This is a genomic window from Bordetella genomosp. 5, assembly GCF_002261475.1.
GTDB lineage: Bacteria > Pseudomonadota > Gammaproteobacteria > Burkholderiales > Burkholderiaceae_B > Bordetella.
This window is the reverse complement of record NZ_NEVN01000007.1, coordinates 243,995-270,049: the sequence shown is the minus strand read 5'-3', so window position 1 is coordinate 270,049 and position 26,055 is coordinate 243,995. Positions and strand designations below refer to the sequence as shown.

General features: G+C 66.9%; 23 protein-coding genes. 19 read left to right on the top strand and 4 right to left on the bottom strand.

The genetic code is table 11. From position 1 onward, the window contains the following. Positions 1-46: 46 nt before the first annotated feature. The 3 genes from CEK29_RS14160 to ompA form a co-directional block, all read right to left on the bottom strand. Entirely contained in the window at positions 47-721 is a 675-nt protein-coding gene (locus tag CEK29_RS14160) for an HAD-IA family hydrolase (RefSeq protein ID WP_094858491.1), read from the bottom strand. Beyond that, the gene (gene ubiG, locus CEK29_RS14155) at positions 718-1,443 is read right to left on the bottom strand and encodes a bifunctional 2-polyprenyl-6-hydroxyphenol methylase/3-demethylubiquinol 3-O-methyltransferase UbiG (RefSeq protein WP_094801011.1); all 726 of its coding nucleotides are present in this window, start codon (positions 1,441-1,443) and stop codon (positions 718-720) included. The genes CEK29_RS14160 and ubiG overlap by 4 nt, the downstream gene beginning before the upstream one ends. Positions 1,444-1,680: 237 nt before the next feature. Beyond that, entirely contained in the window at positions 1,681-2,277 is a 597-nt protein-coding gene (gene ompA / locus CEK29_RS14150; protein ID WP_094801009.1) for an outer membrane protein OmpA, read from the bottom strand. A 402-nt stretch (positions 2,278-2,679) separates the two neighbouring features. Here ompA and gyrA point away from each other — a divergent pair, with 402 nt between their 5' ends. The 15 genes from gyrA to cysM all read left to right on the top strand — a co-directional run bounded on the left by gyrA (position 2,680) and on the right by cysM (position 20,093). Further along, positions 2,680-5,358 carry a DNA gyrase subunit A gene (gene gyrA / locus CEK29_RS14145; RefSeq protein ID WP_094801007.1) on the top strand — a complete coding sequence of 893 codons (2,679 nt, stop codon included), beginning with the start codon at positions 2,680-2,682 and terminating at the stop codon, positions 5,356-5,358. 2 nt (positions 5,359-5,360) lie between these two features. Beyond that, complete coding sequence (serC, locus tag CEK29_RS14140; RefSeq protein WP_094801005.1) at positions 5,361-6,491, top strand: 3-phosphoserine/phosphohydroxythreonine transaminase; 1,131 nt, start codon at positions 5,361-5,363, stop codon at positions 6,489-6,491. Further along, positions 6,484-7,569, top strand: coding sequence for a prephenate dehydratase (gene pheA, locus CEK29_RS14135; RefSeq protein ID WP_094858490.1), 1,086 nt, complete (start codon positions 6,484-6,486; stop codon positions 7,567-7,569). Before serC ends, pheA begins: the two co-directional genes overlap by 8 nt. Before the next feature lie 119 nt (positions 7,570-7,688). Beyond that, on the top strand, positions 7,689-8,807 hold the full coding sequence (gene hisC, locus CEK29_RS14130) for a histidinol-phosphate transaminase (RefSeq protein ID WP_094858489.1): 1,119 nt from the start codon (positions 7,689-7,691) through the stop codon (positions 8,805-8,807). Continuing rightward, positions 8,804-9,706, top strand: coding sequence for a prephenate dehydrogenase (locus CEK29_RS14125; protein WP_094858488.1), 903 nt, complete (start codon positions 8,804-8,806; stop codon positions 9,704-9,706). Before hisC ends, CEK29_RS14125 begins: the two co-directional genes overlap by 4 nt. Continuing rightward, a complete protein-coding gene (gene aroA, locus CEK29_RS14120) occupies positions 9,707-11,029 on the top strand; it encodes a 3-phosphoshikimate 1-carboxyvinyltransferase (RefSeq protein WP_094858487.1) in 1,323 nt (440 codons plus the stop codon). A 147-nt stretch (positions 11,030-11,176) separates the two neighbouring features. Further along, positions 11,177-11,860, top strand: coding sequence for a (d)CMP kinase (gene cmk / locus CEK29_RS14115; RefSeq protein WP_094858486.1), 684 nt, complete (start codon positions 11,177-11,179; stop codon positions 11,858-11,860). Between the two features lie 303 nt (positions 11,861-12,163). Next, positions 12,164-13,876 (top strand): 30S ribosomal protein S1, encoded by a 1,713-nt coding sequence (gene rpsA, locus CEK29_RS14110; RefSeq protein WP_170948495.1) that lies wholly within the window; start codon positions 12,164-12,166, stop codon positions 13,874-13,876. Positions 13,877-13,879: 3 nt separating this feature from the next. Continuing rightward, positions 13,880-14,239, top strand: a complete 360-nt coding sequence (locus CEK29_RS14105) for an integration host factor subunit beta (RefSeq protein ID WP_094800991.1) — start codon at positions 13,880-13,882, stop codon at positions 14,237-14,239. A gap of 195 nt (positions 14,240-14,434) precedes the next feature. Beyond that, complete coding sequence (locus CEK29_RS14100) at positions 14,435-14,749, top strand: lipopolysaccharide assembly protein LapA domain-containing protein (RefSeq protein ID WP_094800989.1); 315 nt, start codon at positions 14,435-14,437, stop codon at positions 14,747-14,749. A gap of 110 nt (positions 14,750-14,859) precedes the next feature. After that, positions 14,860-16,080, top strand: a complete 1,221-nt coding sequence (gene lapB, locus CEK29_RS14095) for a lipopolysaccharide assembly protein LapB (RefSeq protein ID WP_094800987.1) — start codon at positions 14,860-14,862, stop codon at positions 16,078-16,080. Continuing rightward, positions 16,077-17,018, top strand: a complete 942-nt coding sequence (gene rfaE1, locus CEK29_RS14090) for a D-glycero-beta-D-manno-heptose-7-phosphate kinase (protein WP_094800985.1) — start codon at positions 16,077-16,079, stop codon at positions 17,016-17,018. The genes lapB and rfaE1 overlap by 4 nt, the downstream gene beginning before the upstream one ends. Continuing rightward, a complete protein-coding gene (gene rfaD, locus CEK29_RS14085) occupies positions 17,015-18,004 on the top strand; it encodes an ADP-glyceromanno-heptose 6-epimerase (protein ID WP_094800983.1) in 990 nt (329 codons plus the stop codon). The genes rfaE1 and rfaD overlap by 4 nt, the downstream gene beginning before the upstream one ends. 221 nt (positions 18,005-18,225) lie before the next feature. Further along, positions 18,226-18,834: a ComEA family DNA-binding protein gene (locus CEK29_RS24125; RefSeq protein WP_255176161.1), complete on the top strand. Its 609-nt coding sequence runs from the start codon at positions 18,226-18,228 to the stop codon at positions 18,832-18,834. A gap of 347 nt (positions 18,835-19,181) precedes the next feature. Further along, on the top strand, positions 19,182-20,093 hold the full coding sequence (cysM, locus tag CEK29_RS14075; protein WP_094800981.1) for a cysteine synthase CysM: 912 nt from the start codon (positions 19,182-19,184) through the stop codon (positions 20,091-20,093). Here cysM and mltB read toward each other — a convergent pair. Further along, a complete protein-coding gene (gene mltB, locus CEK29_RS14070; RefSeq protein WP_094858485.1) occupies positions 20,090-21,298 on the bottom strand; it encodes a lytic murein transglycosylase B in 1,209 nt (402 codons plus the stop codon). The two genes, cysM and mltB, sit on opposite strands and share 4 nt — an antisense overlap. A gap of 10 nt (positions 21,299-21,308) precedes the next feature. Here mltB and CEK29_RS14065 point away from each other — a divergent pair, with 10 nt between their 5' ends. The 4 genes from CEK29_RS14065 (at position 21,309) to aspT (ending at position 26,016) form a co-directional block, all read left to right on the top strand. After that, positions 21,309-22,232: a histone deacetylase family protein gene (locus CEK29_RS14065; protein ID WP_094858484.1), complete on the top strand. Its 924-nt coding sequence runs from the start codon at positions 21,309-21,311 to the stop codon at positions 22,230-22,232. Between the two features lie 72 nt (positions 22,233-22,304). Then, the gene (locus CEK29_RS14060) at positions 22,305-23,054 is read left to right on the top strand and encodes an electron transfer flavoprotein subunit beta/FixA family protein (protein WP_094800975.1); all 750 of its coding nucleotides are present in this window, start codon (positions 22,305-22,307) and stop codon (positions 23,052-23,054) included. Beyond that, entirely contained in the window at positions 23,054-23,983 is a 930-nt protein-coding gene (locus CEK29_RS14055; protein WP_094800973.1) for an electron transfer flavoprotein subunit alpha/FixB family protein, read from the top strand. The genes CEK29_RS14060 and CEK29_RS14055 overlap by 1 nt, the downstream gene beginning before the upstream one ends. Before the next feature lie 323 nt (positions 23,984-24,306). Further along, positions 24,307-26,016, top strand: a complete 1,710-nt coding sequence (aspT, locus tag CEK29_RS14050) for an aspartate-alanine antiporter (protein ID WP_094858483.1) — start codon at positions 24,307-24,309, stop codon at positions 26,014-26,016. The last annotated feature ends 39 nt before the right edge of the window (positions 26,017-26,055 follow it).

The following is a 26,055-nucleotide window of genomic DNA, read 5'->3' as shown; positions in this document are numbered from 1 at the left end:
GACACATTTGAAAGAGGCCGTAAGCAGCATTGCCAACGGCCTCGAATCAGTGCAGATCGTCCGGTAGCAAAGATTCGATTGCCGGCCAGAGCGCGTCTGGCGTATGCACCGTGGCTTCGGCAAGCCAGGTCGTGCAGTCCTCATCCTGACCGACATACCCGTAAGCGGCAGCAATGGCGGGCATGCGGGCCGCGTGGGCCGACTGGATGTCGCGGAGATCGTCGCCCACATAAACGCACCGATCCGGTGCGAAACCGGCCTGTTCGGCGGCGTGGAGCAGCGGGAGGGGGTGCGGCTTGGCATGAGCCGTAGTGTCGCCACAAACCAACACTGCACTGTGCTCATTCAGGCCCAGGTAAGCAACAATGGGCAATGTAAGGTGCGTGACTTTATTGGTAACAATCCCCCAGGACAGCCCCCGATCGCGCAGCTTTTCGAGCAGTGCCGCGATGCCCGGGAAGAGCCGGCTGTGCACCGTAGAACCCGCCGCGTAGTCCTCCAGAAACTGCAGTCGCGTGGGTTCGTAGTCGGGATGGCCGGGCGTCAGTTCGAGCGCTACACGCAACAATCCGCGCGCGCCCTGCGAGGCTACCGGCCGCAGCGTCTCGTAGGGCAGGGGGGCGAGCCCCCGGCGCACGCGCTGCTGGTTGGCGGCCGCCGCCAGGTCGGGCGCCGTGTCGGCCAGGGTGCCATCAAAATCAAACAGAACCAGCGCGCTCATTTGCGGGTCGCCATCAGGTAGTTGACCGAGGTATCGCCGCTCAGGGTGTAGACCTGGGTAATGGGGTTGTATTCCATGCCGCGCATGCCCACCGGCTCGAGCTGAGCCTGGCGGGCCGAGGTGGCCAGTTCGCTCGGCTTGATGAACTGCGCATACGAGTGCGTGCCGCGCGGCAAGAGCCGCAGCACATATTCGGCGCCGACGATGGCGAACAGGAACGACTTCGGATTGCGGTTCAGCGTGGAGAAGAACACCCAGCCGCCCGGTTTCACCAGCGCCGAGCAGGCGCGCACGATGGAGGCGGGGTCGGGCACGTGTTCCAGCATTTCCATGCAGGTCACGACGTCGTACTGACCGGGCTGCTCGGCGGCAAGCTCTTCGACCGGCACCTTGCGGTACTCGACCTTCACGCCCGATTCCAGGCCGTGCAGCCGCGCCACCTTGAGCGATTTGTCGGCCAGATCGATGCCGGTCACGTCGGCACCGGCGCGCGCCATGCTCTCCGACAGGATGCCCCCGCCGCAGCCGACGTCCAGCACCCGGCGTCCGGTGAGCGGGCCCGCCACTTCCTGGATCCATTCCAGGCGCAACGGGTTGATGGCGTGCAGCGGCTTGAACTCGCTTTCCGGGTCCCACCAGCGCGAGGCCAGCGCGGCGAACTTGTCGAGTTCAGCCTGGTCGGCGTTGACGGGGCGGGAGGGGGTAGGGGTATCTACGGTCATGGGCGTGGCTGGCTGTGGCGCGCGCGAGGCCGGATGCGTGCGCAAACGAAAGGGAGCGCTGGCGGATCCTGCGTCAGGATCGCGAGCAGCGGCGGGCAGGTCTGGGCCGCCCTCAGCCTAGATTGTGCCTGAAAAATCAGGGGGGTATGGCCGCATCCGCCCGCCGAGTCGCTCGAGACGGGCATAAAAAAAGGCCTCGCATGAGCGAGGCCTTTTTCAGTACGACTGACGAAGCAATTACTTGCGACGGCTGCCGACGATTTCGATTTCCACGCGACGGTTGCGCGCACGGCCTTCGGCCGTCTTGTTCGTGGCGATCGGTTGCAGCTCGCCCTTGCCTTCCGTGTAGACACGGTTGGGGTCGATGCCCTTGCTGACCAGGTAGGCCTTGACCGAAGCGGCACGGCGCTCGGACAGCTTCTGGTTGTAAGCCTCGGTACCGATCGAGTCGGTGTGGCCGACGGCGATGATGGTTTCCAGATCGATGGTGCCAGCTTGCTGGGCCACTTGATCCAGCAGTTGACGGCCTTCGGGCTTCAGAACCGACTTGTCGAAGTCGAAGAACGTGTCAGCGTTGAAGACGACCTTGGCAGCCATCGGAGCCGGCTTGTCTTTTTGTTGAGCGACCGGCACGCCGTCGCAACCGGGGATACCGGTGGCCGGGGTCCAGAACGCATCGCGCCAGCACAGTTCGTTCGTGCCGTTCTTCCACACGTCGCCGAACGCATTACGCCAGTTGTCCACCGTCTGCGGGTAGGACTGGGCCGAGGCTACACCAGAGGCCGTAACGGCGGCGAAGGCGAGCGCCAGAGCGAATTTGGAGGGTTTGTTCATGTTTCTCCTCGTTGAGCTTGAAGCTGGATAAGTGACTCGCAGCGAACCCCCGCCGCATATCAGGAAAACGGGGCCAGTATAGCAACGCTAAGAACAGGTTCAAAGGATCGCCACTGGGTCTCCTGCGTGCTGGAAACAATCTTAAGGCATTTGGGGACCTTTGGCTTCCTTGGTGCCCCCCATTGGCTCAGGATATGACCATTTAGCGGGTCGGCGCGTTCTTCGTGTTGGTTTTTGGCAACAGGCCGAGAAGCGGCGCAATGCAAGCCGATGGCGGCATCTCGTCCGCCGACTCCGGGGCCTCCTTGAGGCGCCCCCGGGGTGCCTACGACGTTCGGATGATAGAATTTCGCGTTTACCCGGCCTGGGTTCCTTCTTAAACACGATTCAGTCGTTATATATATGGATTCCTTTGCCAAGGAGACGCTTCCGGTATCGCTGGAAGAAGAGATGCGCCGCAGTTACCTCGATTACGCAATGAGCGTGATCGTGGGTCGGGCGCTACCGGATGTGCGAGACGGCCTCAAGCCCGTGCACCGGCGCGTGTTGTACGCGATGCACGAACTCAACAACGACTGGAACCGCGCGTACAAGAAGTCGGCTCGTATCGTCGGCGATGTGATCGGTAAGTACCATCCCCACGGCGACCAGTCCGTTTACGACACCATCGTCCGCATGGCGCAGGATTTCTCCATGCGCTACATGCTCGTCGACGGCCAGGGCAACTTCGGCTCCATCGACGGCGACAACGCCGCGGCGATGCGTTACACCGAAATCCGCCTGGCCAAGATCGCGCACGAGCTGCTGGCCGACATCGACCAGGAAACGGTCGACTTCGGTCCTAACTACGACGGCAGCGAGCAAGAGCCGCTCCTGCTCCCGTCGCGTCTGCCCAACCTGCTCGTCAACGGCAGCTCGGGTATCGCGGTGGGCATGGCCACCAATATTCCGCCGCACAATCTCCAGGAAGTCGTCGACGGCTGCCTGTATTGCCTGCGCAACCCCGGCTGCACGATCGACGAACTGATCGAGCTGATTCCGGCCCCTGATTTCCCCACCGGTGGCGTCATCTATGGCATCTCCGGTGTGCGCGAGGGTTACCGCACGGGCCGCGGCCGCGTCATCATGCGCGCCAAGACCCACTTCGAAGACCTCGAAAAGGGCAACCGTCAGGCCATCGTGGTCGACGCGATTCCCTATCAGGTCAACAAGAAGACCCTGCAGGAGCGCATCGCCGAGCTGGTCAACGACAAGAAGATCGAAGGCATCTCCGACATCCGTGACGAGTCCGACAAGGACGGCATGCGTCTCGTGATCGAGCTCAAGCGCGGTGAAGTGCCCGAGGTCGTGCTCAACAACCTCTACAAAAACACCCAGCTCCAGGACACCTTCGGGATGAACCTGGTCGCGCTGGTCGACGGTCAGCCGCGTCTGCTCAACCTGAAGCAGATGATCGAATACTTCCTGCAGCATCGCCGCGAAGTGGTGACGCGTCGCACGGTATTCCAGCTGCGCAAGGCGCGCGAGCGCGGTCACGTGCTCGAAGGCCTGGCCGTGGCACTGGCCAACATCGACGACTTCATCGCGATCATCAAGGCCGCGCCGACCCCGCCGGTGGCGCGCCAGGAACTGATGGCCCGCACCTGGGATTCGTCGCTGGTGCGCGAGATGCTGTCGCGCGTGGATGGCGATGCGGCCGGTGGCCGCGCGGCGTTCCGTCCCGACGACCTGGCGGCCGAATTCGGTCTGCAGGGCGACGGCATGTACCGCCTGAGCGACACCCAGGCCCAGGAAATCCTGAACATGCGCCTGCAACGCCTCACCGGGCTGGAGCAGGACAAGATCATTGGCGAGTACAAGGACGTGATGGCCACCATCGCCGACCTGCTCGACATCCTGGCCAAGCCGGAGCGCATCTCGTCGATCATCAGCGAAGAGCTGCAGGCCATCAAGGCGGAGTTCTCCACCTCGGCCAAGGATTCGCGCCGCTCCGACATCGAAGTCAACGCGACCGAACTCGACACCGAAGACCTGATCACCCCCATGGACATGGTGGTGACGCTCTCGCACGGCGGCTACATCAAGAGCCAGCCCCTGTCCGAGTACCGTTCGCAGAAGCGCGGCGGGCGCGGCAAGCAGGCCACCGCCACCAAGGAAAACGACTGGGTCGACCAGCTCTTCATCGCCAACACGCACGACTACCTGCTGTGCTTCTCGAACCGCGGCCGCGTGTACTGGCTCAAGGTCTGGGAAGTGCCGCAAGGCACGCGCAATTCGCGTGGCAAGCCCATCGTCAACATGTTCCCGCTGGCCGACGGCGAGAAGATCACCGTGGTGCTGCCGGTCAAGGAATTCAGCGAAGATCACTTCGTGTTCATGGCGACCTCGCGCGGCACGGTCAAGAAGACCCCGCTGTCCGATTTCTCCAATCCGCGCAAGGCCGGCATCATCGCGGTCGACCTCGATGATGGCGACTACCTGATCGGCGCCGACCTTACCGACGGCAAGCACGACGTCATGCTGTTCTCCGACGCCGGCAAGGCCGTGCGTTTCGACGAAAACGACGTGCGTCCGATGGGCCGCAACGCCCGCGGCGTGCGCGGCATGATGCTCGAAGACAGCCAGACCGTGATTTCGCTGCTCGTGGCCGGCGACGAAAGCCAGAGCGTGCTGACCGCCACCGAAAACGGCTACGGCAAGCGCACCTCGATCGTCGAGTACACGCGCCACGGCCGCGGCACGAAGGGCATGATCGCCATCCAGACCAGCTCGCGTAATGGCAAGGTGGTGGGCGCCGTGCTCGTCACCCCGACCGACGAGATCATGCTGATCACGACGGGCGGCGTGCTGGTGCGTACCCGCGTGGGCGAGATTCGCGAAATGGGCCGCGCCACGCAAGGCGTCACGCTCATCAGCGTCGATGATGGCAGCTCGCTCTCGGGCGTGCGCCGCGTGGTCGAAAGCGACGCCGACGAAGGCGCCGAAGACGATGCCGACGGCGCCGACGCGGCCGCCGATGACAATGGCGAGGGCGATGCCAAGCCCGATGCCGCAACCGACACGACAGAACCTACGGAGTAAAAATGGCCCGCCCCTGGAATTTCTCGGCCGGTCCTTCGGTATTGCCGGAGACCGTCTTGCAGCAGGCCGCTGCCGAGATGCTGGACTGGCATGGCAGTGGCATGTCAGTGATGGAGATGAGTCACCGGGGGCGCCACTTCGTGCAGATCTGCGACGAAGCCGAAGCGGATCTGCGTGAACTGCTCGGCGTGTCGGCCGACTATGCCGTGATGTTCATGCAGGGCGGCGGTCTGGGCGAAAACGCGATCGTGCCGATGAACTTGATCGGCCGCCGCGGCGCCGCCGCGGCCGACTTCGTGGTCACCGGCCACTGGTCGACCCGTTCGCACAAGGAAGCCGGGCGCTACGGCGATGCGCGCATCGCCGCCAGCAGCGGCGTGGCCGCCAGGCTCGACGGTGTCGAGCAGGCGCCGTTCTCGTGGGTGCCGCCGGTCGAAAGCTGGCAGGTTCGTCCCGAAGCGGCCTATCTGCACCTGTGCAGCAACGAAACCATCGGTGGCGTCGAGTTCACCGAGTGGCCCGATACGGCCGCGCTCGGCGCGCCCGACGTGCCGCTGGTGGTGGACGCGTCCTCGCACTTCCTGTCGCGTCCGCTCGACGTGCAGCGCGCCGGCCTGGTGTTCGCCGGTGCCCAGAAAAACGCAGGCCCCGCCGGCGTGACGGTCGTCATCGCGCGCCGTGACCTCATCGGCAAGGCGCTGCCCATCTGCCCGTCGGCGTTCGACTACGCCAACGTGGCCGCCGAGCATTCGCGCTACAACACGCCGCCCACGTTCGCCATCTATGTGGCGGGCCTGGTCTACAAGTGGGTCAAGGCCAATGGCGGCGTGGCCGGCATGGAAGCCGCCAATCGTGCCAAGGCCGACCTGCTCTACGGTTTCCTCGACAGCAGCGGCTTCTACCGCAACCCCGTGCATGCGCCGGTGCGCTCGCGCATGAACGTGCCGTTCGTGCTGCGCGACGAATCGCTCAACGACGCCTTCCTGCAGGGCGCGGACGCGGCCGGCCTCACTCAGCTCAAAGGCCACAAGAGCGTGGGCGGCATGCGCGCCTCGATCTACAACGCCATGCCGCTGGCCGGCGTGCAGGCGCTGGTCGAGTACCTCAAGGAATTCGAGCGCCGCCATGGATGAGTCGCTGCAGGCCCAGCTCGCGCCGCTGCGCGCGCGCATCGATGCGATCGATGCACAGATTCTCGAACTGCTGTCGCAGCGTGCCCTGGCCGCGCAGGAAGTGGGCGTGGTCAAGCATGCGGCCCAGGCCGATGGCCCGGTGTTGCGCCCCGAGCGCGAGGCCGAGGTGATCCGCGGTCTGCAGGCCCGCAATCCGGGGCCGTTTCCCAACGCCGCGGTGGCCTCCGTCTGGACCGAAATCATGTCGGCCTGCCGTGGCCTGGAGCGCGGCATGACCGTCGCCTATCTGGGCCCGCAGGGCTCGTTTTCCGAGCAGGCGGCCTTCGAGCAGTTCGGCCATTCCGTGCAGGGCTTGCCGTGCGCCTCGTTCGATGACGTGTTCCGCGCGATCGAAGGGGGCCAGGCCGACGTGGGCATGGTGCCGGTCGAGAATTCGACCGAAGGCGCCGTCAATCGCAGCATGGACCTGCTGCTGAACACGCCGCTCAAAATCATGGGCGAGCGCTCGCTGCTGATCCGCCATTGCCTGATGACGCAATCGGGCACGATGGACGGCATCACGACCATCTCGGCGCATCCGCAGGCGCTGGCCCAGTGCCAGGGCTGGCTCACCCGCCACTACCCGAATCTGGAGCGCGTCGCCGCCGCGAGCAATTCCGAAGCCGCGCGCGTGGCCTCCGAAAACCCGGCGGTCGCGGCGATCGCGGGCGAGGTCGCGGCGCCGGCCTGGAAGCTGCGCGTGGTCGAGGCCGGCATCCAGGACGACCCGTACAACCGCACGCGCTTCCTGGCCATCGGCCACATCGAGCCGCTCTCCAGCGGCAAGGACAAGACCAGTCTCATCCTGGCCGTGCCGCATCGCGCCGGCGCCGTCTACGAGATGCTCAAGCCGCTGGCGGCCAACGGCGTCTCCATGACCCGCTTCGAATCGCGTCCGGCACGCACGGGTCAGTGGGAGTATTACTTCTATGTCGACGTGCTGGGTCACCAGCGCGATCCGCAGGTGGTGGCCGCCCTGACCGAATTGCAGGCACAGGCCGCTTTCCTGAAGATTCTGGGATCCTACCCGGCACAGTGATCGGCGCGCGGGCAGAACGCCTGCCCGCCGCTGTCCTGCTTTCTCCGCGCACAGGTTTTCTTTCCGCTGCAACCCGTCCCGCTGCCGTCCGTTCAACGTTTCGCCCCTCGTTCGTCACCATGACCGCACAAAAAACTCTCGTCGCGCCCGCCCACGTCGGCGCTATCGCCCCGTACCAGGCCGGCAAGCCCATCGAGGAGCTGGCTCGTGAGTTCGGGCTGGATCCGGCCGGCATCGTGAAGCTGGCCTCCAACGAAAACCCCCTGGGCATGCCGGAGTCGGCGCGCCAGGCGATGCTGTCCGCGGCCGCTTCGCTGGCCCGCTACCCCGATCCCAATGGCTTCGACCTGAAGGCGGCGCTCGCCGAGCGCTATGGCGTGCCGGCCAACTGGCTGACGCTGGGCAACGGCTCCAACGACATTCTCGAGATCGTGGCGCTCGCGCTGCTCGAGCCGGGCACCTCGGCGGTGTACGCGCGGCATTCGTTCGCGGTGTACCGCCTGGCCACCCAGGCCCGCGGCGCCCGTCACATCGTCGTGCCGGCGCGCGACTACGGCCATGACCTCGACGCGATGTTCGACGCCATCGAGGCCGATACGCGCGTGGTGTTTATTGCGAACCCCAACAATCCCACCGGCACCTTCGTGCCCGGCGACGAGATCGCGCGCTTCCTCGAGCGCGTCGAGCAGGCCCACGGCACCCGTGTGACGGTCGTGCTCGACGAGGCGTACAACGAATATCTCGATCCCGAACTGCGTTTCGACAGCACGGCGCTGGTGCGCCGGCACCCCAACCTGATCGTCTCGCGCACCTTCTCCAAGGCCTACGGCCTGGCAGGCCTGCGCGTGGGTTTCTCGGTGGCGCAGCCGGCCCTGACCGATCTGCTCAATCGAGTGCGTCAGCCCTTCAACGTGAATACGCTGGCGCAGGCCGCCGCGATCGCCGCGCTGGCCGATGCCGAGTATCTGCAGCGTGCCTACGAAGCCAACAAGGCCGGCAAGGAACAGCTTTACCGCGCGTTCGAGGCGCTGTCGCTGCGCTACGTGCCCGGCTATGGCAACTTCGTGCTGGTGCATGTCGGCGACGCGCCGGGCGTCAACCTCGCGCTGCTCAAGCGCGGCGTGATCGTGCGTCCGGTGGCGGGCGACGACCTGCCCGAGTGGCTGCGCGTCACGGTGGGTCTGCCGGCCGAGAACGCCCGCTTCATCGACGCCCTGACCGAGATTCTGTCGGCATGAGTCTCACCGCCAAGCCCGGCGGCGCGCAGGCGCCCGCGATCGGCGTGCTGGCGGTGGTCGGTGTCGGCTTGATCGGCGGCTCGTATGCCGCCGCGCTGCGCCAGGCCGGCCACGTCGGCCGCGTGCTGGGGGTGGGGCGCAATCCGCAGTCGCTCGAGCGCGCCCGCGAGCTGGGTCTCATCGACGCCGTCGCCACGCCGGCGGAGGCGGCCGCCCAGGCCGATCTCATCATGCTGGCCACGCCGGTAGGCGGCCTGGGTGCCGTGCTGTCGCAGATGCGCGAGCATCTGCGGCCCGACACGGTGCTCACCGATGGCGGCAGTACCAAGGCCGAAGTGATCGGTGCCGCCCGCGCGGCGCTGGGCGATCGCATCGGCCAGTTCGTGCCCGGCCACCCCATCGCGGGGGCCGAGCGCACCGGACCCGAGGCGGCCGACGCCCGCCTGTATCAGCAGCGCGATGTGATCCTGACCCCCTTGCCCGAGAACGGCGCGGCGGCCCTAGAACGGGTCCGCGCCAGCTGGCAGGCCTGCGGCGCCCGCGTGCTCGACATGGACGCGGTCGTGCACGATCGCGTGCTGGCCTCGATCAGCCACATGCCGCACTTTCTGTCGTCGGTGTACATGACGCAGGTGGCGCGCGCAGACGACGCCGCCACGCGGCTGGCGCTGGCCGGCTCGGGCTTTCGCGACTTCACCCGCATCGCCGCGGGCTCGCCCGAAATGTGGCGGGATATCTTTCTTTCCAATCGCGACGCCATGCTCGCGGAGCTGGCCGATGTGCGTGCGGTGCTCGACGCCGCCGAGGCCGCGCTGCGCGCGCGCGATGGCGACGCCATGCACGACCTGCTCGCCGAGGCCGCCGATGCGCGCCGCGGCTGGCGCAAGGAGTCTCACTGAATGAACGCCCAGGCTTATCTCGATCTGCCGCGGGTCCGTCACGCGCAGGGCGTGGTGGCGCTGCCCGGATCCAAAAGCATTTCCAATCGCGTGCTGCTGCTGGCCGCGCTGGCCGAGGGCCGCACCGAGATCACCGGGCTGCTCGATTCCGACGATACGCGCGTGATGCTGGCCGCGCTGCGTCAATTGGGCGTGACGGTCGAGACCCTGGGTACGGGGCATGTGGCGGTCGAGGGCGTGACGCGCTTTCCCGTGCAGCAGGCCGAACTGTTCCTGGGTAACGCCGGTACCGCGTTCCGGCCGTTGTGCGCGGCGCTCGCGCTCATGGGCGGCGATTACACGCTCTCGGGCGTGCCGCGCATGCACGAGCGGCCGATCGGCGATCTGGCCGACGCGCTGCGCGGGTGGGGCGCCCGCATTGATTACCTGGGCCAGCCCGGTTATCCGCCGCTGCGGATCGGGCAGGGCGCCATCGCGACCGACACCCCCGTGCGTGTGCAGGGCTCGGTGTCGAGCCAGTTCCTCACCGCGCTGCTGCTGGCCGCGCCGATCCACTGCGCCGCCAGCGGCCAGCCGGTGGTGATCGAGGTGGTGGGCGAACTGATCTCCAAGCCGTACATCGAGATCACGCTGAACCTGATGGCGCGCTACGGCGTGCAGGTCGAGCGCGACGGCTGGCAACGGTTCACGGTGCCGGCGGCCAGCCGCTACCGTAGCCCGGGCAAGATCGCGGTGGAGGGCGATGCCTCCACGGCGTCGTACTTCCTGGCGCTGGGCGCCATTGGCGGCGGGCCGTTGCGCGTCACCGGGGTCGGTGCCGACAGCATCCAGGGCGACGTGGCCTTTGCCGACACGCTGGCCGCCATGGGCGCGCGCGTCGAGAAGGGGCCCGACTGGATCGAGGTCAGTGGCGTGGAAGTCGCGCAGGGCGCGCGCCTGAAGGCGTTCGACGCCGACTTCAACCTGATCCCCGACGCCGCCATGACGGCCGCGGCGCTGGCGCTCTACGCCGATGGCCCCTGCCGCCTGCGCAATATCGGCAGCTGGCGCGTCAAGGAAACCGACCGCATACACGCCATGCATACCGAGCTCGCCAAGCTCGGCGCCACGGTCAATTCGGGGCCGGATTGGCTCGAGGTGGTGCCGCCGGCGGCGGGGCAGTGGCATGATGCGCATATCGGCACCTACGACGACCATCGCATGGCCATGTGCTTCTCGCTCGCCGCCTTCGGGCCGGCGGCCGTGCGCATTCTCGATCCCGGTTGCGTGAGCAAGACCTTCCCCGACTACTTCGACGTCTACGCCGGGCTGGTCAGGGCCTGATGGCCCCGGAGGGCTGCGGGAGCGGCGTCGTCGCGACGCCGTGCCTGCCGCCGTCCCGTGTCACAGACGTTCGCATCGACCGCAACATCCCATTGCCGGCCCCGCCGGCCGGCCCGCCTGCCGCGGGCCTCATTACTGGAAGCACACATGAGCACTCCCGCAGCCGCAGGCGCCCAGGCGCCGGTGATCACCATCGACGGCCCGACCGCTTCGGGCAAGGGCACGATCGCGCACCGTGTGGCGAAGGCGCTGGGTTTCACGGTGCTCGACAGCGGCGCGCTGTATCGCCTGACGGCGCTCGCCGCGCGTCAGGCGGGCATCGATCCCGACGACGAGGGGGGCGTGGTCGCCGTGGCCCAGAACCTCGACGTGCGCTTCGAGGGGCCGCATATGTATCTGGCCGGCCGTGACGCGGGGCATGACATCCGCCAGGAGGCCGTGGGCAATTTCGCGTCGCGCATCGCGGGCTATCCCGCCCTGCGCCAGGCGCTGCTGGAGCGCCAGCGGGCCTTCCGGCTCCCGCCCGGACTCGTGGCAGACGGCCGCGATATGGGCACCGTCGTCTTCCCCGACGCGTCCCTGAAAATCTTCCTGATCGCCGACGTCGAGGCCCGCGCCGAGAGGCGGTGTAAGCAGTTGATCGAAAAGGGAATTTCTGCTAACCTAGCCGACCTCTTGAAGGATATGCGCGAGCGTGACGCCCGCGACACCCAGAGAGCGGTGGCGCCGCTTGCCGCGGCACCCGACGCCGTGGAGCTGGATTCGTCCGGTCTCACGATCGAGCAGACCGTTGCCGCGGTGCTCGATCTGTGGCGCGCCCGGCAGGCCTGAGCCTTGCGGATGTGACCCGAATGCGGCGCGGGGGTGACCCAAATGCGGCGCGAAGATCCCGCGAATGGGGTGCGGGATGCTCACAGGCACCGCCGGCCCAGGCCGATTGTTTTGACTCGTTTTTTACCCCGTGCGGGATGTTTGTGCACGGGATGGTTTTACCGCCCTGACGGCCAGACCGCGCTCCCACGGGACCACCCCGCAAGAGCCGGCGCAATCGCCAGGTTTTTTCACTCCACTGTGGCGGGCAATCCGTTGCGGTGTGTTTTCAACGGCCATTTTGGCCTAATGGATTCCAACCTAATGTCTTCCATTTCCACTCAAGCTGCCGGCGGCGAAAGCTTTGCCGCCCTGTTTGCCGAGAGCCTCAAGAGCCAGGACATGAAGTCCGGCGAGGTCATCAGCGCCGAAGTCGTTCGCGTCGACCACAATTTCGTCGTCGTCAACGCCGGCCTGAAGTCCGAGGCGCTCATCCCCCTGGAAGAGTTCCTGAACGACCAGGGCGAACTGGAAGTTCAACCTGGCGACTTCGTCTCGGTGGCGATCGACTCGCTCGAAAACGGCTACGGCGACACGATCCTGTCGCGTGACCGCGCCAAGCGTCTGTCGGCATGGCTGCAGCTGGAAAAGGCCCTGGAGAATGGCGAGCTGGTTACCGGCACCATCACGGGCAAGGTCAAGGGCGGCCTGACCGTCATGACCAACGGCATCCGCGCGTTCCTGCCGGGTTCGCTGGTCGACCTGCGTCCGGTCAAGGACACGACCCCGTACGAAGGCAAGACCCTCGAGTTCAAGGTCATCAAGCTCGACCGCAAGCGCAACAACGTCGTGCTGTCGCGCCGCCAAGTGCTGGAAGCCAGCATGGGCGAAGAGCGTCAGAAGCTGCTCGAAACCCTGCACGAAGGTGCTGTGGTCAAGGGCGTGGTCAAGAACATCACCGACTACGGCGCGTTCGTGGACCTCGGCGGTATCGACGGCCTGCTGCACATCACCGACATGGCCTGGCGCCGTGTGCGTCACCCCTCCGAAGTCCTGCAAGTGGGTCAGGAAGTCGAAGCCAAGGTCCTCAAGTTCGACCAGGAAAAGAGCCGCGTGTCGCTGGGCGTCAAGCAGCTGGGCGAAGATCCGTGGGTCGGCCTCGCTCGCCGCTACCCGCAGGGCACCCGTCTGTTCGGCAAGGTGACCAACCTGACCGACTACGGCGCGTTCGTTGAAGTCGAAGCCGGCATCGAAGGCCTGGTGCACGTCTCCGAAATGGACTGGACCAACAAGAACGTCGATCCGCGCAAGGTCGTGACCCTGGGCGAAGAAGTCGAAGTCATGGTCCTGGAAATCGACGAAGACCGTCGTCGTATCTCGCTGGGCATGAAGCAGTGCCGTCAGAATCCGTGGGAAGAGTTCGCCACCAACTTCAAGCGTGGTGACAAGGTCCGCGGCGCCATCAAGTCGATCACCGACTTCGGCGTGTTCGTCGGTCTGCCCGGCGGCATCGATGGTCTGGTTCACCTGTCCGACCTGTCGTGGACGGAAACCGGCGAAGAAGCCGTGCGCAACTTCAAGAAGGGCGACGAGATCGAAGCCGTTGTGCTCGGTATCGACACCGACAAGGAGCGCATCTCGCTGGGTATCAAGCAGCTCGAAGGCGATCCGTTCAACAACTTCGTGGCCACCTACGACAAGGGCGCCGTGGTCCCCGGTACGATCAAGTCGGTCGAACCCAAGGGTGCCGTCGTGACGCTGTCCGTCGACGTCGAAGGTTACCTGCGCGCTTCCGAGATCTCCTCGGGCCGCGTCGAAGATGCCACCACGGTTCTGTCCGCTGGCACCAACGTCGAAGCCATGATCATCAACATCGACCGCAAGGCGCGTTCGATCCAGCTGTCGATCAAGGCTCGCGACAACGCCGAGACCGCCGATACCATTCAGCGCATGTCCGAAGCCAGCGCCTCCTCGGGTACCACCAACCTGGGTGCTCTGCTCAAGGCCAAGCTGGACCAACAGCGCAACGACGGTTAATACGTGACCAAGTCGGAGCTGATCGCCGCTCTGGCGGCCCGCTATCCCCAGCTGGCCGCCCGCGACACCGATTACGCCGTCAAGACCATGCTCGACGCGATGACCCAGGCCCTGGCCTCGGGTCAGCGCATCGAGATCCGCGGTTTTGGCAGCTTCTCGTTGTCCCAGCGGTCGCCCCGCGTCGGTCGCAATCCCAAGTCGGGTGAACAGGTGCTGGTGCCTGGTAAACAGGTGCCTCACTTCAAGGCCGGCAAGGAATTGCGCGAACGCGTGGATCTGGTTGGTAGCGAACAGGGTGGCGATTCCTCCAATGGATCGTCCGACCCGTTGCAGTCCGTGCTGGACCTGCACGCCATGCATTGAGCAAGGCGGGCGCGTACGGCGCGCTGCACGGTCGTCTCGACCCACAAAGCCCCTCGAGTGATCGAGGGGCTTTGTTTTTTGGCGCCCGCGCCGGATTTCAGGCGAGCTGCGACGCCACGGCCTGGCGAAGCGGAGCAGGGGACGCTTCTCGCTTACAATCACCCGCGTTGAGTTTCTCTATTTGGAGCATGCGTCATGCGCTACCTTGTCTGGGCACTGCGATTGCTCGTGTTCGTTGCGGTGTTGATGTTCGCGCTCAAGAACACCGACCCGGTTGCCGTGAAGTTCTATGCCGACTACGTGGTGCACGACGTGCCGCTCATCGTGGTGATGCTGGTGACCTTCGTGCTCGGTACCTTGTTCGGCCTGTTGCTGACCGTTCCGGCCTCCATGCGCCGCCGCCGCGAGGCCCAGCGCCTGCGCCGCGAGGTCGAGCGCCTGCAGGCCGCCGCCAACGGCACCCCGCAGCCCGTGGTGCCCGAAGCCGTGGCGCCCATGTCGCCGCTCTGATCCGGGTTCATTCATCCCGCGTTCGGCCGTTTTTCTTGATTTATTCGATACCGTCTCCGCCAGGCTGACGGTATCGTTGTTATTTATGCAACCCTGCGAGTGCCCACACTGTGGATTTTGAACCTTGGTGGCTCATTTTCGTGCCCGTGCTGTTTGCCCTGGGATGGCTGGCGGCGCGGTTTGACTTCCGCCAAATGCTGCGCGAGACGCGCACGCTGCCCGACTCGTACTTTCGGGGCCTGAATTTTCTGCTCAACGAGCAGCCCGATCGCGCCATCGACGCGTTCGTCGAAGTGGCCAAGCTCGACCCCGAAACCACCGAACTGCACTTCGCGCTCGGCAGCCTGTTCCGGCGCCGTGGCGAGATGGAGCGCGCGATCCGCGTGCACCAGAGCCTGCTGGCGCGGTCCGACTTGCCCGCAGCCGAGCGCGAACACGCGCAGCACGAGCTGGCCCAGGACTTTCTCAAGGCCGGCATGCTGGATCGTGCCGAGGCCACGTTCGAATCGCTCAAAGACACGCGTTACGCGCTGCCGGCGCTGCGCTCGCTGATCCGCATCTACGAGTCCGAGCACGATTGGCCGCGCGCCATCGAGGCCGTCAAGACGCTGCATGGCCTGGTCGATGAACCGGTGCCGCAGATCGTGCATTACTACTGCGAAGAGGCCCACACGGCGCTGTCGGCCAAGCCGCCCGCCATCGAGGCGGCACAGACGGCCCTCGACGCCGCCGACCACGCCGCCGAGCTGGCCGGCAAGAGCGGTGGCCTGAGCAAAGCCTCCAAGGTGCGCACCGCGATGCTGCGCGCGCGCCTCGCGGCCGCCACCCAGGACACCAAGAGCGAGCGCCTGCATCTCGAGTCGGTGCTGAGCGACGCGCCCGAGTTCGCGGGCCTGGTCGCCGAGACGCTGCTCAACAATTATCGTCAGGCGGGCCAGCCCGCCGTGGGCCTGGAGCTGCTGCACAAGCAATACGAGCGCCATGCCTCGCTCGATCTGTTCAACGTGGTGTTTCGCGAGCTGCGTGTGCAGCAGGGCAGCGCGACGGCTTGGGCATTCGCCCGCAATGCGCTGCGCCATCACCCCTCGCTGCTGGGCCTGGATCGCCTCCTCGAGGCCGAGCTGGCCAGCCCGGCCGGCGCGGGCGAAGAGAGCCCCGTGCCCGGCGCGGATCTCACCCTGCTGCGCAGCCTGATCCACAAGCACACGCAGCGTCTCGACCGTTATGCCTGCCGCAACTGCGGCTTTCAGGCGCGGCGCTTCTACTGGCAGTGCCCCGGCTGCAATGCCTGGGAGACCTACGCGCCGCGTCGTCTGGAAGAGTCCGAATGAATCGTTTTCCCTCCGATAAAGTCGCCGGGGCCCGCATCCTGGTCGTGGGCGACGTGATGCTCGACCGGTATTGGTTCGGCGAGGTCGACCGCATCTCGCCCGAGGCGCCCGTGCCCGTGGTGCGCGTGGCGCGCCGCGAAGACCGTCTCGGCGGCGCGGCCAACGTGGCGCGCAACATCGCCGCGCTCGGCGCTCAGGTCACCTTGATCGGCGTGATCGGCGACGACGAAGCCGGCGCGAGCATCCAGGCCCTGGCGGGCGCCGATGGCGTCCAGGCCGAGCTGGTCCGCGATCCGCAGCGTCACACCACGCTCAAGATGCGCGTGCTGGGCCGCCAGCAGCAGTTGCTGCGTGTCGACTTCGAAGAACAACCCGACGCCGCCGCGCTGGACCGCGTCGAGTCCGCGTTCGCGCGTCAGCTCGGCCGGCACGACATCGTCATTCTGTCCGACTACGCCAAGGGTACGCTGGAGCGTGTCGGGCATCTGATTTCCATGGCGCGTGCCGCGGGCATCCCGGTGCTGGTCGATCCCAAGGGCGACGACTACACGCGTTATCGCGGCGCGGCCCTGGTCACGCCCAATCGTTCCGAGATGCAGCAGGCCGTGGGCCGCTGGACGACCGAGGCCCAGCTCACCGAGCGCGCGCAGCGCCTGCGCGGCGAGCTCGATCTCGACGCGCTGCTGGTCACGCGTTCGGAGCAGGGCATGACCCTCTTCACCCAGGAAGGCCGCGAGCATGTGGACGCACAGGCTCATGAGGTTTTCGACGTGTCCGGCGCGGGCGATACCGTGCTGGCCACCCTGGCCGTCATGCGCGCCGCGGGCCTGCCCTGGGCCGACGCGATGGGCTGGGCCAATCGTGCCGGCGGCATCGTGGTCGGCAAACTCGGTACCTCGGTGGTGACGGCCGCCGAACTTGCAGGAGAGACACCATGATCGTGGTTACTGGCGCCGCCGGCTTTATCGGCAGCAACCTCGTGCGCGGCCTGAACCGCCGGGGCATCAACGACGTGATCGTCGTCGACGATCTGACCGACGGCGACAAATTCCGCAATCTGGTCGATTGCCGCATCGCCGATTACATCGGCCACGATGACTTCCGCGAGCGCGTGCGCGAAGGGCGTCTGCCCAAGCTGCGCGCCGTGTTTCATCAGGGCGCGTGTTCCGACACGACCGAGCGCAACGGCCGCTACATGATGGACAACAACTACCGCGTCACGCTGGAGTTGTTCGAGTACTGCCAGGCGCAGCGCGTGCCGTTCCTGTACGCCTCGTCGGCCGCGGTCTATGGCGGCTCGTCGGTGTATGTCGAAGAGCCGGCCAACGAAAAGCCGCTCAACGTCTACGGCTACTCCAAGCTGTTGTTCGATCAGGTGCTGCGCACCCGCATGGACCGCCTCACGGCGCAGGTCGTGGGCCTGCGTTATTTCAACGTCTACGGTCCGCACGAGCAGCACAAGGGCCGCATGGCCTCGGTGGCATTCCACAACATGAACCAGTTCCTGGCCGAAGGACATGTGCGCCTGTTCGGCGGCTGGGACGGCTGGGCCGACGGCGGTCAGAGCCGCGACTTCATCTCGGTCGAGGATGTCGTGGCCGTGAACCTGCACTTCCTCGATCATCCGCAGATTTCCGGCGTGTTCAATTGCGGCACCGGCCGGGCGCAGCCCTTCAACGACATCGCGCATGCGGTAGTCAACGCGCTGCGCGCCGAACGCGGCGAGGCGGCCCTCACGCTGGCGCAGCAGGTCGAGCAGGGCCTGATCCGCTATGTGCCGTTCCCCGACGATCTGAAGGGGCGCTATCAGAGCTTCACGCAGGCCAACGTCGACAACCTGCGCGCAACGGGTTTCGTCGCTCCCATGCGGGACGTCCAGACCGGCGTGACGGAATACGTCCGCTACTGGCGTTCGCAGGGCTGAGGCAGAAGGCGAGTCGCGGTCGGAGAGGCGGGAGGGCCAGTCGCGGACGGCTAGTCGCGGACGGCAAGTCGATGATGGCCAATCGCAGGGCGGGTGTCGCGCCCACCCTGCGGGGCTTCCGCAGGGGCAATCGCGTGCACTCCCCGTGCACGCGGGGCCGCGCGGGCCGACCATGAGGTCGTGGCGGCCGTATCGGCCGTCATCCTTCCCAGGAGCCTGCCATGTCCCGCCCGACGTCTTTCCATTTCCCCGTCTTTCACGGCTTTCATTCCCGCACATCCGCCGCGCCGATCCGCCCGACGCATCGTCGACCGGCGCCGCCGAGTCGCGTCGCGCCGTCGTCTTCCGTGCCACCCGCCGTGCCGTCCGGCCGCGCCGCGAGCCGCGCGTGGCTCGCGCTGGGTGGCCGTGCGCGGGCTGCGCTGCTCGGCGTGGCGTTGATGGGCGGTCTGGCGCTGCCCTCCGGTAATGCTCGCGCGCTCGACGTCAATCGGGCCGACGCCTCCCAGCTGCAAACCCTGCGCGGTATCGGTCCCAGCATGGCGCAGCGCATCCTGACCGAACGGGATCGCAATGGTCCGTTCGCCACGCTCGACGCGTTGCGCGAGCGCGTGCGTGGCATCGGCGAGAAGACGCTGCAGTCGCTGCGCGAGGCCGGCCTGTCCGCGGGTGCGGAGCAGGGCGCCTCTCGTGCCAGTGCGGCGCCCGCGGCTTCGCCGCCCGCCGCGGGGGCGAGCTCCGCCGGTGCCCCGCAGCCGGGCAAGGAGGGCGGCACGGCGGCGCCGGCCGGCCGTGGCCGGTCCCAGTCCGGCGCGGCGGCGGGCCGTTGAGCCCGAGGGCTCGGGCAGGGCGGTACGGCAGCGCACAGGTATCCGTGGCCGCCGCCCCTGCCTGCGACCGCTTCCACTGCCCGTGGCACCCACCACGCCTGCGGCCGCCACTGCCGGTGGCCTCCGTCCCTGCCTGGGGCCGCCACTGCCGGTGGCCCGCGTCCCTGCCTGGGGCCGCCACTGCCGGTGGCCCCCGCCACTCCCTGTCGCCACCACTGCCCGAGGGGCTTGCCGGGCGCCGTGCCAGCGGCCCGGTCCCGACGCACCTGACGGCCGCCTGTCGTGGAGGCCCTGAGCCCATTCGGGGCTTTCGCCCCCGCCGCCGTCCGCGCGGGTATGATCAGCCGATGAGCAAAGTCACCTATCCCACCATCGAACAGACCGTCGGCAACACGCCGCTGGTCCGCCTGCAGCGCATCCCCGGCTCGGCCGGCGAGGCGCGTGGCAATGTGATCCTGGCCAAGCTGGAAGGCAACAACCCCGCGGGTTCCGTCAAGGATCGTCCTGCCCTGTCGATGATCCTGCGCGCCGAGGAGCGCGGCGAGATCGCGCCGGGCGACACGCTGATCGAGGCCACGAGCGGCAACACCGGCATCGCGCTCGCCATGACGGCGGCGATGCGCGGCTATCGCATGATCCTGATCATGCCCGACAACCTCTCGGTCGAGCGCCGCGCCGCCATGACCGCCTACGGCGCAAAGTTGATCCTGACCCCGGCCGACAAGGGCGGCATGGAATACGCCCGGGACCTGGCCATGGCGATGCAGGCCGAAGGCAAGGGCAAGGTGCTCGATCAGTTTGCCAACCCGGACAACCCGCGCGCCCACATCGAAGGTACCGGTCCCGAGATCTGGACCCAGACCGGCGGCCGCATCACCCACTTCGTGAGCGCCATGGGCACCACCGGCACGATCATGGGTGTGTCCACCTACCTCAAGTCGCGCAACCCCGCCGTGCAGGTGGTCGGTGCGCAGCCCGCCGAAGGCTCGTCGATCCCGGGCATCCGCAAGTGGCCCGAAGCCTACCTGCCCAAGATTTTCGATCGCAGCCTGGTCGACGCGTACGAGTCGATCGTGCAGGCCGATGCCGAGCAGATGGCCCGCCGGCTGGCCGCCGAAGAAGGCATCTTCGCCGGCATTTCGTCGGCCGGCGCGCTGGTCGGCGCGCTGCGCGTCGCCGAGCGCGTCGAGAACGCCACCATCGTGTTCATCGTCTGCGACCGGGGTGACCGGTATCTGTCGACCGGCGTGTTCAACTAATTGCGCTTCGTCGTGCCCGGCGCGGCCGTGCCGGCCGCGGCCTGGCGGTTCATGCGGCTTTGCAGCTCGGCCGCGAGGTCGGCGACCGCCGTGGCGTAGAAGTAGCTGCGGTTGTAGTGGGTAAGGGCAAAGAAATTGGGCGTGGAGGTGCGATAGACCGCCGTGCCGCGCATTTCTTCGGCGAGGTCGATCACACCCAGCGGATGCGTCTGCCAGCTGGCAGGCGCGGCACCCGGCGCCAGACGCGCGCCCGCGCGCTGCAGGGCGGGCCAGTCGAGCGTGGGTTGCAGGCCGCCCGCCACCAGCGGCGCGGGATCGGCCGGCAGGGTAACGGGCGCGAACACCGGCAGGCCGCGCTGCCAGCCGTGCTGCACCAGGAAATTGCCCACCGACATCACGGCGTCTTCGACGCTGCTCTCGAGGTGGATGTGGCCATCGCCGTCGCCGTCGACGGCATAGCGCGCGATCGAGCCGGGCATGAACTGCGGCATGCCGATGGCGCCCGCGAATGAGCCCACGGCGTCGATTTCGAGCTTGCCCTGATACGACAGCGTGATGAAGTCGGCCAGCTGGCCGCGGAACATCTCGGCGCGCTCGGGCTTGGCGGGATCCGGGTAGTCGAAGGCCAGGGTCGCCAGCGCGTCCAGCACGCGGAAATTGCCCATATTGCGGCCGTAGAGCGTCTCCACGCCGATGATGGCCGCGATGATCGACGCCGGCACGCCGTACTGCTGCGCCGCGCGGTCGAGGAGGGGGGCATTGGCCTGCCAGAAGTCCACGCCCCAACCGATGCGCTTGGGCTCGATGAACCGTGCGCGATAGGTGTTCCAGCTGCGCCATACCTTCTTGCCCGGCGGCGAGGGCGCGATCAGACGCGAGACCGTGGCGTTATAGCGGGACGACTCCAGCGTGGTGAGCACCTGATTCAGCGGCAGGCTGCGGTCGCGCGCGAGCTGTTCGCCGAAAGCGCGCACCTCGGGGCGCAGCTTGCCGCTCGGATCCAGCGTGGCGGAGGGCTCGGCGGGCGGTTCGGTCGGACCGATCCGAACCGCGCCAGGCGTGCCACGGGCGGCCGCGGGGGCGATTTCGGGGGCGGCGGCCGCGGCGGGAGCGGCCTGGGGCGCGCGGGTGGCGCACCCGGCGAGGGAGGTGGCGAGGGCGGCGGCTAGCGCGGTGATTTGCAGGAAACGACCACTGATGAACATAATCTTCCTTATGGAGACCATGTATCTTACCCACCCCTCATGCCGCATGCATGAAATGGGCAGCTGGCACCCCGAGAGCCCACAGAGGCTGGATGCCATTTCCGACCAGCTGCTGGCCAGCGGGCTGGCGCCTTACGTCAACGAGCGGCAGGCGCCCGAAGCCTCGCGCGCCGACATCCTGCGCGTCCACACCGTGGCCTATCTGGATAACCTGCGCGCGCGCCAGCCCGACGTGGGCTACGCCACGATCGATCCCGATACCCTGATGAATCCGTACACCTACGAGGCGGCGCTGCATGCCGCCGGGGCAGGGGTGGCGGCGGTCGACGCGGTGATGGGCGGCGAGGCGAGCACGGCGTTCTGCGCGGTCCGCCCGCCCGGGCACCACGCCGAGTCGGCGCGGGCCATGGGATTCTGCTTTCTGAACAATGTGGCGATCGCGGCGGCGCATGCCCTCGCATTCCACACGCTCGAGCGGGTGGCGGTCGTGGATTTCGACGTGCATCACGGCAACGGCACCGAAGAGATTTTCGCCGGCGACGAGCGCGTGCTGATGTGCAGCTTTTTCCAGCATCCGTTTTTTCCCAATAGCGGGACGGATCATCCGGCCGACAACATGGTCAACGTGCCGGTGGACGCCTACACCGCCGGCGCGGCGGTGCGCGACATCGTGCGCGACACCTGGCTGCCGCGCCTGGAGGCGCACCGGCCCCAGCTGGTGCTGATCTCCGCGGGTTTCGATGCCCACCGCGAAGACGACATGGGGCAAATGGGATTGGTGGAGGCCGACTATGCCTGGATCACGGACCAACTCGTCGCGCTGGCCGACAAGCACGCGCAGGGCCGCGTCGTCAGCATGCTGGAGGGGGGTTACAACCTGTCGGCATTGGGCCGAAGTGTTGTTGCGCACATACGATCCCTTTCAAAGCTGTAGAATCGAAAGAAATTTGTGCAATGCGGGCCCGGCTCCATGCCGGGCAATGATTGTTTATTAGGAGGCTGCTGGATGAAGGTGCTGGTACCCGTCAAGCGTGTCGTTGACTACAACGTCAAGGTACGCGTGAAGTCCGATCAAACCGGGGTGGACATCGCCAACGTGAAGATGTCGATGAACCCCTTCGATGAAATCGCCGTCGAGGAAGCGACGCGCCTGAAGGAAAAGGGCAGCGTTGCGGAAGTCATCGCCGTCTCTTGCGGCGTTGCACAAAGCCAGGAAACCCTGCGCACCGCGATGGCCATCGGCGCCGACCGCGGCGTGCTGGTGCAGACCGACGCCGAACTCCAGCCGCTGGCCGTGGCCAAGCTGCTCAAGGCCGTGGTCGACAAGGAACAGCCGCAGCTGGTCATCCTGGGCAAGCAGGCCATCGACGACGACGCCAACCAGACCGGCCAGATGCTGGCCGCGCTGCTCGACTGGCCCCAGGCCACGTTCGCCAGCAAGGTCGAGCTTGCCGACGGCAAGGTCACGGTCACGCGTGAAGTCGACGGCGGTCTCGAAACCGTCGCGCTCAAGCTGCCCGCCATCGTCACCACCGACCTGCGCCTGAACGAGCCGCGTTACGTCACGCTGCCCAACATCATGAAGGCCAAGAAGAAGCAGCTCGACACCCTCACGCCCGATGACCTGGGTGTGGATGCCGCGCCGCGCCTGAAGACGCTGAAGGTCAGCGAGCCGCCGGCACGCAAGGCCGGCATCAAGGTGGCCGATGTCGCCGCGCTGGTCGACAAACTCAAGAACGAAGCGAAGGTGGTGTGATGACGACGCTGGTTATTGCCGAACACGACAACGCCCAGTTGAAGGGCGCTACCCTGAACACCGTTGCCGCCGCCGCCAAGATCGGTGGTGACGTGCACGTGCTGGTTTCGGGCAGCAACGCGCGCGCCGTGGCCGACCAGGCCGCCAAGATCGCCGGCGTGAGCAAGGTCCTGCTGGCCGACGCCCCGCAACTGGCCGACGCGCTGGCCGAGAACGCCGCCGCTCAGGTCCTGGCCGTGGCGAGCTCGTACAGCCACATCCTGTTCCCCGCGACCGCCTCGGGCAAGAACATCGCCCCGCGCGTGGCCGCCAAGCTCGACGTGGCTCAGATCTCCGACATCACCGCCGTCGAATCCGCCGACACGTTCCAGCGCCCGATCTACGCGGGCAATGCGATCGCCACCGTGCAGTCGGCCGACTCGGTCAAGGTCATCACCGTGCGCTCTACCGGCTTCGACGCCGTGGCCGCCGAAGGCGGCTCGGCTGCCGTCGAAACGATCGAAGCCGTGGCCGATTCGGGCCTGTCCTCGTTCGTGGGCCGCGAAGTCGCCAAGAGCGACCGTCCCGAACTGGCCGGCGCGCGCGTCGTGGTCTCGGGTGGCCGTGGTCTGGGCAGCGCCGAGAACTTCAAGATTCTCGATCCGCTCGCCGACAAGCTGGGCGCCGCCCTGGGCGCCTCGCGCGCCGCCGTCGATGCGGGCTACGCCCCCAACGACTGGCAGGTCGGCCAGACCGGCAAGATCGTCGCACCGCAGCTGTACGTGGCGGTCGGCATCTCGGGTGCGATCCAGCATCTGGCCGGCATGAAAGACTCGAAGGTCATCGTCGCGGTCAACAAAGACCCCGAAGCGCCGATCTTCGGCGTGGCCGACTACGGCCTCGTGGGCGATCTGTTCCAGGTCGTTCCGGAGTTGACCTCCGCGCTGTAAGTCAGGGGCCGGGCCGCGCAAGCCGCCCATCCCCAAAAAACCGCAGGCTTCGGCCTGCGGTTTTTTTTCGTCCTTGCGCGGCCCCATGCACGGCTTCATGCGGGCGCCCGCGAGGGCGGCGGGCGCGCGCGCATCGCCACCCCACCATGCTCGCAAGTTTGGTGCTAATGTCTCCCGGACGCGCGTTCGGGGCCGCATGACCGGCCATGGCGCGTCGTTCGCATCACCGCATGTCGCAACACCCTTCATCGCGTTCCTGGACCGGCAAAGGAGATGGGCATGGCTCGGCGATATCCCGTGTGGCTGCGTGGCGAGGTGCTCCGATGAGAGACCTCTCCTGCTCGGTGGGTTTTTTCAATAGCGTCCCGATCGCGATCGTCTTTCTCGCGGTGGGGCTGGGCTTTCTGGTCGGGCGATTACGCATCGGACCCGTCGAGCTCGGCGGCGTGTGTGGCACGCTGATCGTCGCCCTGCTGCTGGGGCAGACGGGGTGCCAGGCGAGCTTCCAGGTCAAGGACATCGCCTTCGCGCTGTTCATCTTTGCCATGGGCTATTCCGGCGGCCCGGGCTTCTTCGCCAACCTCAATCGTTCCAGCCTGCGCTTCATGGTGCTGCCGCTGGTCGAGGCCGTGCTGGTGCTGAGCATCGCACTGATGGCGGCACGCCTGTTCGGCTTCGATCCTGGCACGACGGCGGGCCTCGCCGCGGGCGCCGCGACGGAGTCGGCGGTGGTGGGCACGGCCTCCGAGGCGCTGCGCCACCTGGGGCTCAACGCCGCCCAGGTGCAGCAGATGGAAGCCAACATCGCCATCGCCTACTCGCTCACCTATCTGGTCGGCATGATCAGCATCGTGATCTTCACCAGTCAGGTCGCGCCCGTGCTGCTCGGCATCGACCTGCGCAAGGCGTCCAAGGCGCTGGAAGAAAAGCTCGGTGGCGTGCCGGACAAGGACGAAGACAACCTGCCGGCGCTGCCGCGGCTGGTCGGGCGCACGCACCTCGTGCGCGAGGCGGATGGCCGCGATGTGGGCGCGATCGAGGCCGAGCTGGGCGGGCGTACCGTGATCACGCGCATCCTGCGCAATGGCGAGGCGGTGCCCGCCAGCCGTGCCGAGACGCTGCGCTCGGGCGATATCGTGGTCGTGCTCGGCCTGCGCGGCTTCGCCTTGCGCGCCAATGCGCTGGTGGGCCCCGAGATCGATATTCCCGCCGCGCACGCGGAAGCCCTCAACCTGCGCGAAAAGCAGGTCGTGGTGAATCGCAAGCACGTCAATGGCCAGACGCTGGCCGAGTTGGGCCGCCGCGCCGAGGCCAACGCGGCGGCGCGCGGCGTGTTCCTCGTGAACCTGGAGCGCGGCGGTCTGGATCTGCCCATTCTGCCGTCGACCACGGTGCAGTACGGTGACGTGGTGACCCTGGTCGGCACCGACCCCGAGCTCGGCGAGGCCGCGCAGCGGTTGGGCGGCGAGTTGCGCCGCGACGGCATGACGGACCTCGTGTTCCTGTCGGCCGGCATTCTGGCCGGCCTGCTGATCGGCAGCCTCGCGGTCACGCTCGGCGGCATTCCTCTGTCGCTCGGCAGCGGGGGCGGGGCGCTCGTGAGCGGGCTCATCTGCGGCTGGATCGCGGCGAAGCGCCCGGGCGTGGGTCATATCCCGGCGCCGGCCCTGAGCCTGCTCAAGGAGCTGGGTCTGGCGATCTTCATTGCGTGCGTGGGGTTGTCCGCAGGTCCGCAGGCGATTACGCTTTTGAAAGAGCACGGATTGGTACTGCCGTTGCTCGGGCTGCTGGTATCGCTGGGCCCGGCATGTGCATCGCTCTGGATCGGGCACAAGATCCTCAAGATCGAAGGGCCGCTCCTGCTGGGGGCGATCGCCGGCCAGCACGTAAGCACGCCCACCGTGAGCGCGGTGATCGCGAAGGCGGGCAGCCCCATTCCCCTCCTGGGCTACACCGTCACGTACGCGATCGCCAACGTGCTTCTGCCCGTGCTGGGGCCACTCATCGTGGCGCTGGCCTACCATGCAAGCTAGCGGTTCAACGTTTGAGTTTTTCCGCGGATGGCGTGCCAG

Bases quoted from the DNA above. Each gene is read 5' to 3' on its own strand.
- CEK29_RS14160 (WP_094858491.1), bottom strand. From the start codon at position 721: ATGAGCGCGCTGGTTCTGTTTGATTTTGATGGCACCCTGGCCGACACG.
- ubiG (WP_094801011.1), bottom strand. From the start codon at position 1,443: ATGACCGTAGATACCCCTACCCCCTCCCGCCCCGTCAACGCCGACCAG.
- ompA (WP_094801009.1), bottom strand. From the start codon at position 2,277: ATGAACAAACCCTCCAAATTCGCTCTGGCGCTCGCCTTCGCCGCCGTT.
- gyrA (WP_094801007.1), top strand. From the start codon at position 2,680: ATGGATTCCTTTGCCAAGGAGACGCTTCCGGTATCGCTGGAAGAAGAG.
- serC (WP_094801005.1), top strand. From the start codon at position 5,361: ATGGCCCGCCCCTGGAATTTCTCGGCCGGTCCTTCGGTATTGCCGGAG.
- pheA (WP_094858490.1), top strand. From the start codon at position 6,484: ATGGATGAGTCGCTGCAGGCCCAGCTCGCGCCGCTGCGCGCGCGCATC.
- hisC (WP_094858489.1), top strand. From the start codon at position 7,689: ATGACCGCACAAAAAACTCTCGTCGCGCCCGCCCACGTCGGCGCTATC.
- CEK29_RS14125 (WP_094858488.1), top strand. From the start codon at position 8,804: ATGAGTCTCACCGCCAAGCCCGGCGGCGCGCAGGCGCCCGCGATCGGC.
- aroA (WP_094858487.1), top strand. From the start codon at position 9,707: ATGAACGCCCAGGCTTATCTCGATCTGCCGCGGGTCCGTCACGCGCAG.
- cmk (WP_094858486.1), top strand. From the start codon at position 11,177: ATGAGCACTCCCGCAGCCGCAGGCGCCCAGGCGCCGGTGATCACCATC.
- rpsA (WP_170948495.1), top strand. From the start codon at position 12,164: ATGTCTTCCATTTCCACTCAAGCTGCCGGCGGCGAAAGCTTTGCCGCC.
- CEK29_RS14100 (WP_094800989.1), top strand. From the start codon at position 14,435: ATGCGCTACCTTGTCTGGGCACTGCGATTGCTCGTGTTCGTTGCGGTG.
- rfaE1 (WP_094800985.1), top strand. From the start codon at position 16,077: ATGAATCGTTTTCCCTCCGATAAAGTCGCCGGGGCCCGCATCCTGGTC.
- rfaD (WP_094800983.1), top strand. From the start codon at position 17,015: ATGATCGTGGTTACTGGCGCCGCCGGCTTTATCGGCAGCAACCTCGTG.
- CEK29_RS24125 (WP_255176161.1), top strand. From the start codon at position 18,226: ATGTCCCGCCCGACGTCTTTCCATTTCCCCGTCTTTCACGGCTTTCAT.
- cysM (WP_094800981.1), top strand. From the start codon at position 19,182: ATGAGCAAAGTCACCTATCCCACCATCGAACAGACCGTCGGCAACACG.
- mltB (WP_094858485.1), bottom strand. From the start codon at position 21,298: ATGTTCATCAGTGGTCGTTTCCTGCAAATCACCGCGCTAGCCGCCGCC.
- CEK29_RS14065 (WP_094858484.1), top strand. From the start codon at position 21,309: ATGGAGACCATGTATCTTACCCACCCCTCATGCCGCATGCATGAAATG.
- CEK29_RS14060 (WP_094800975.1), top strand. From the start codon at position 22,305: ATGAAGGTGCTGGTACCCGTCAAGCGTGTCGTTGACTACAACGTCAAG.
- CEK29_RS14055 (WP_094800973.1), top strand. From the start codon at position 23,054: ATGACGACGCTGGTTATTGCCGAACACGACAACGCCCAGTTGAAGGGC.
- aspT (WP_094858483.1), top strand. From the start codon at position 24,307: ATGAGAGACCTCTCCTGCTCGGTGGGTTTTTTCAATAGCGTCCCGATC.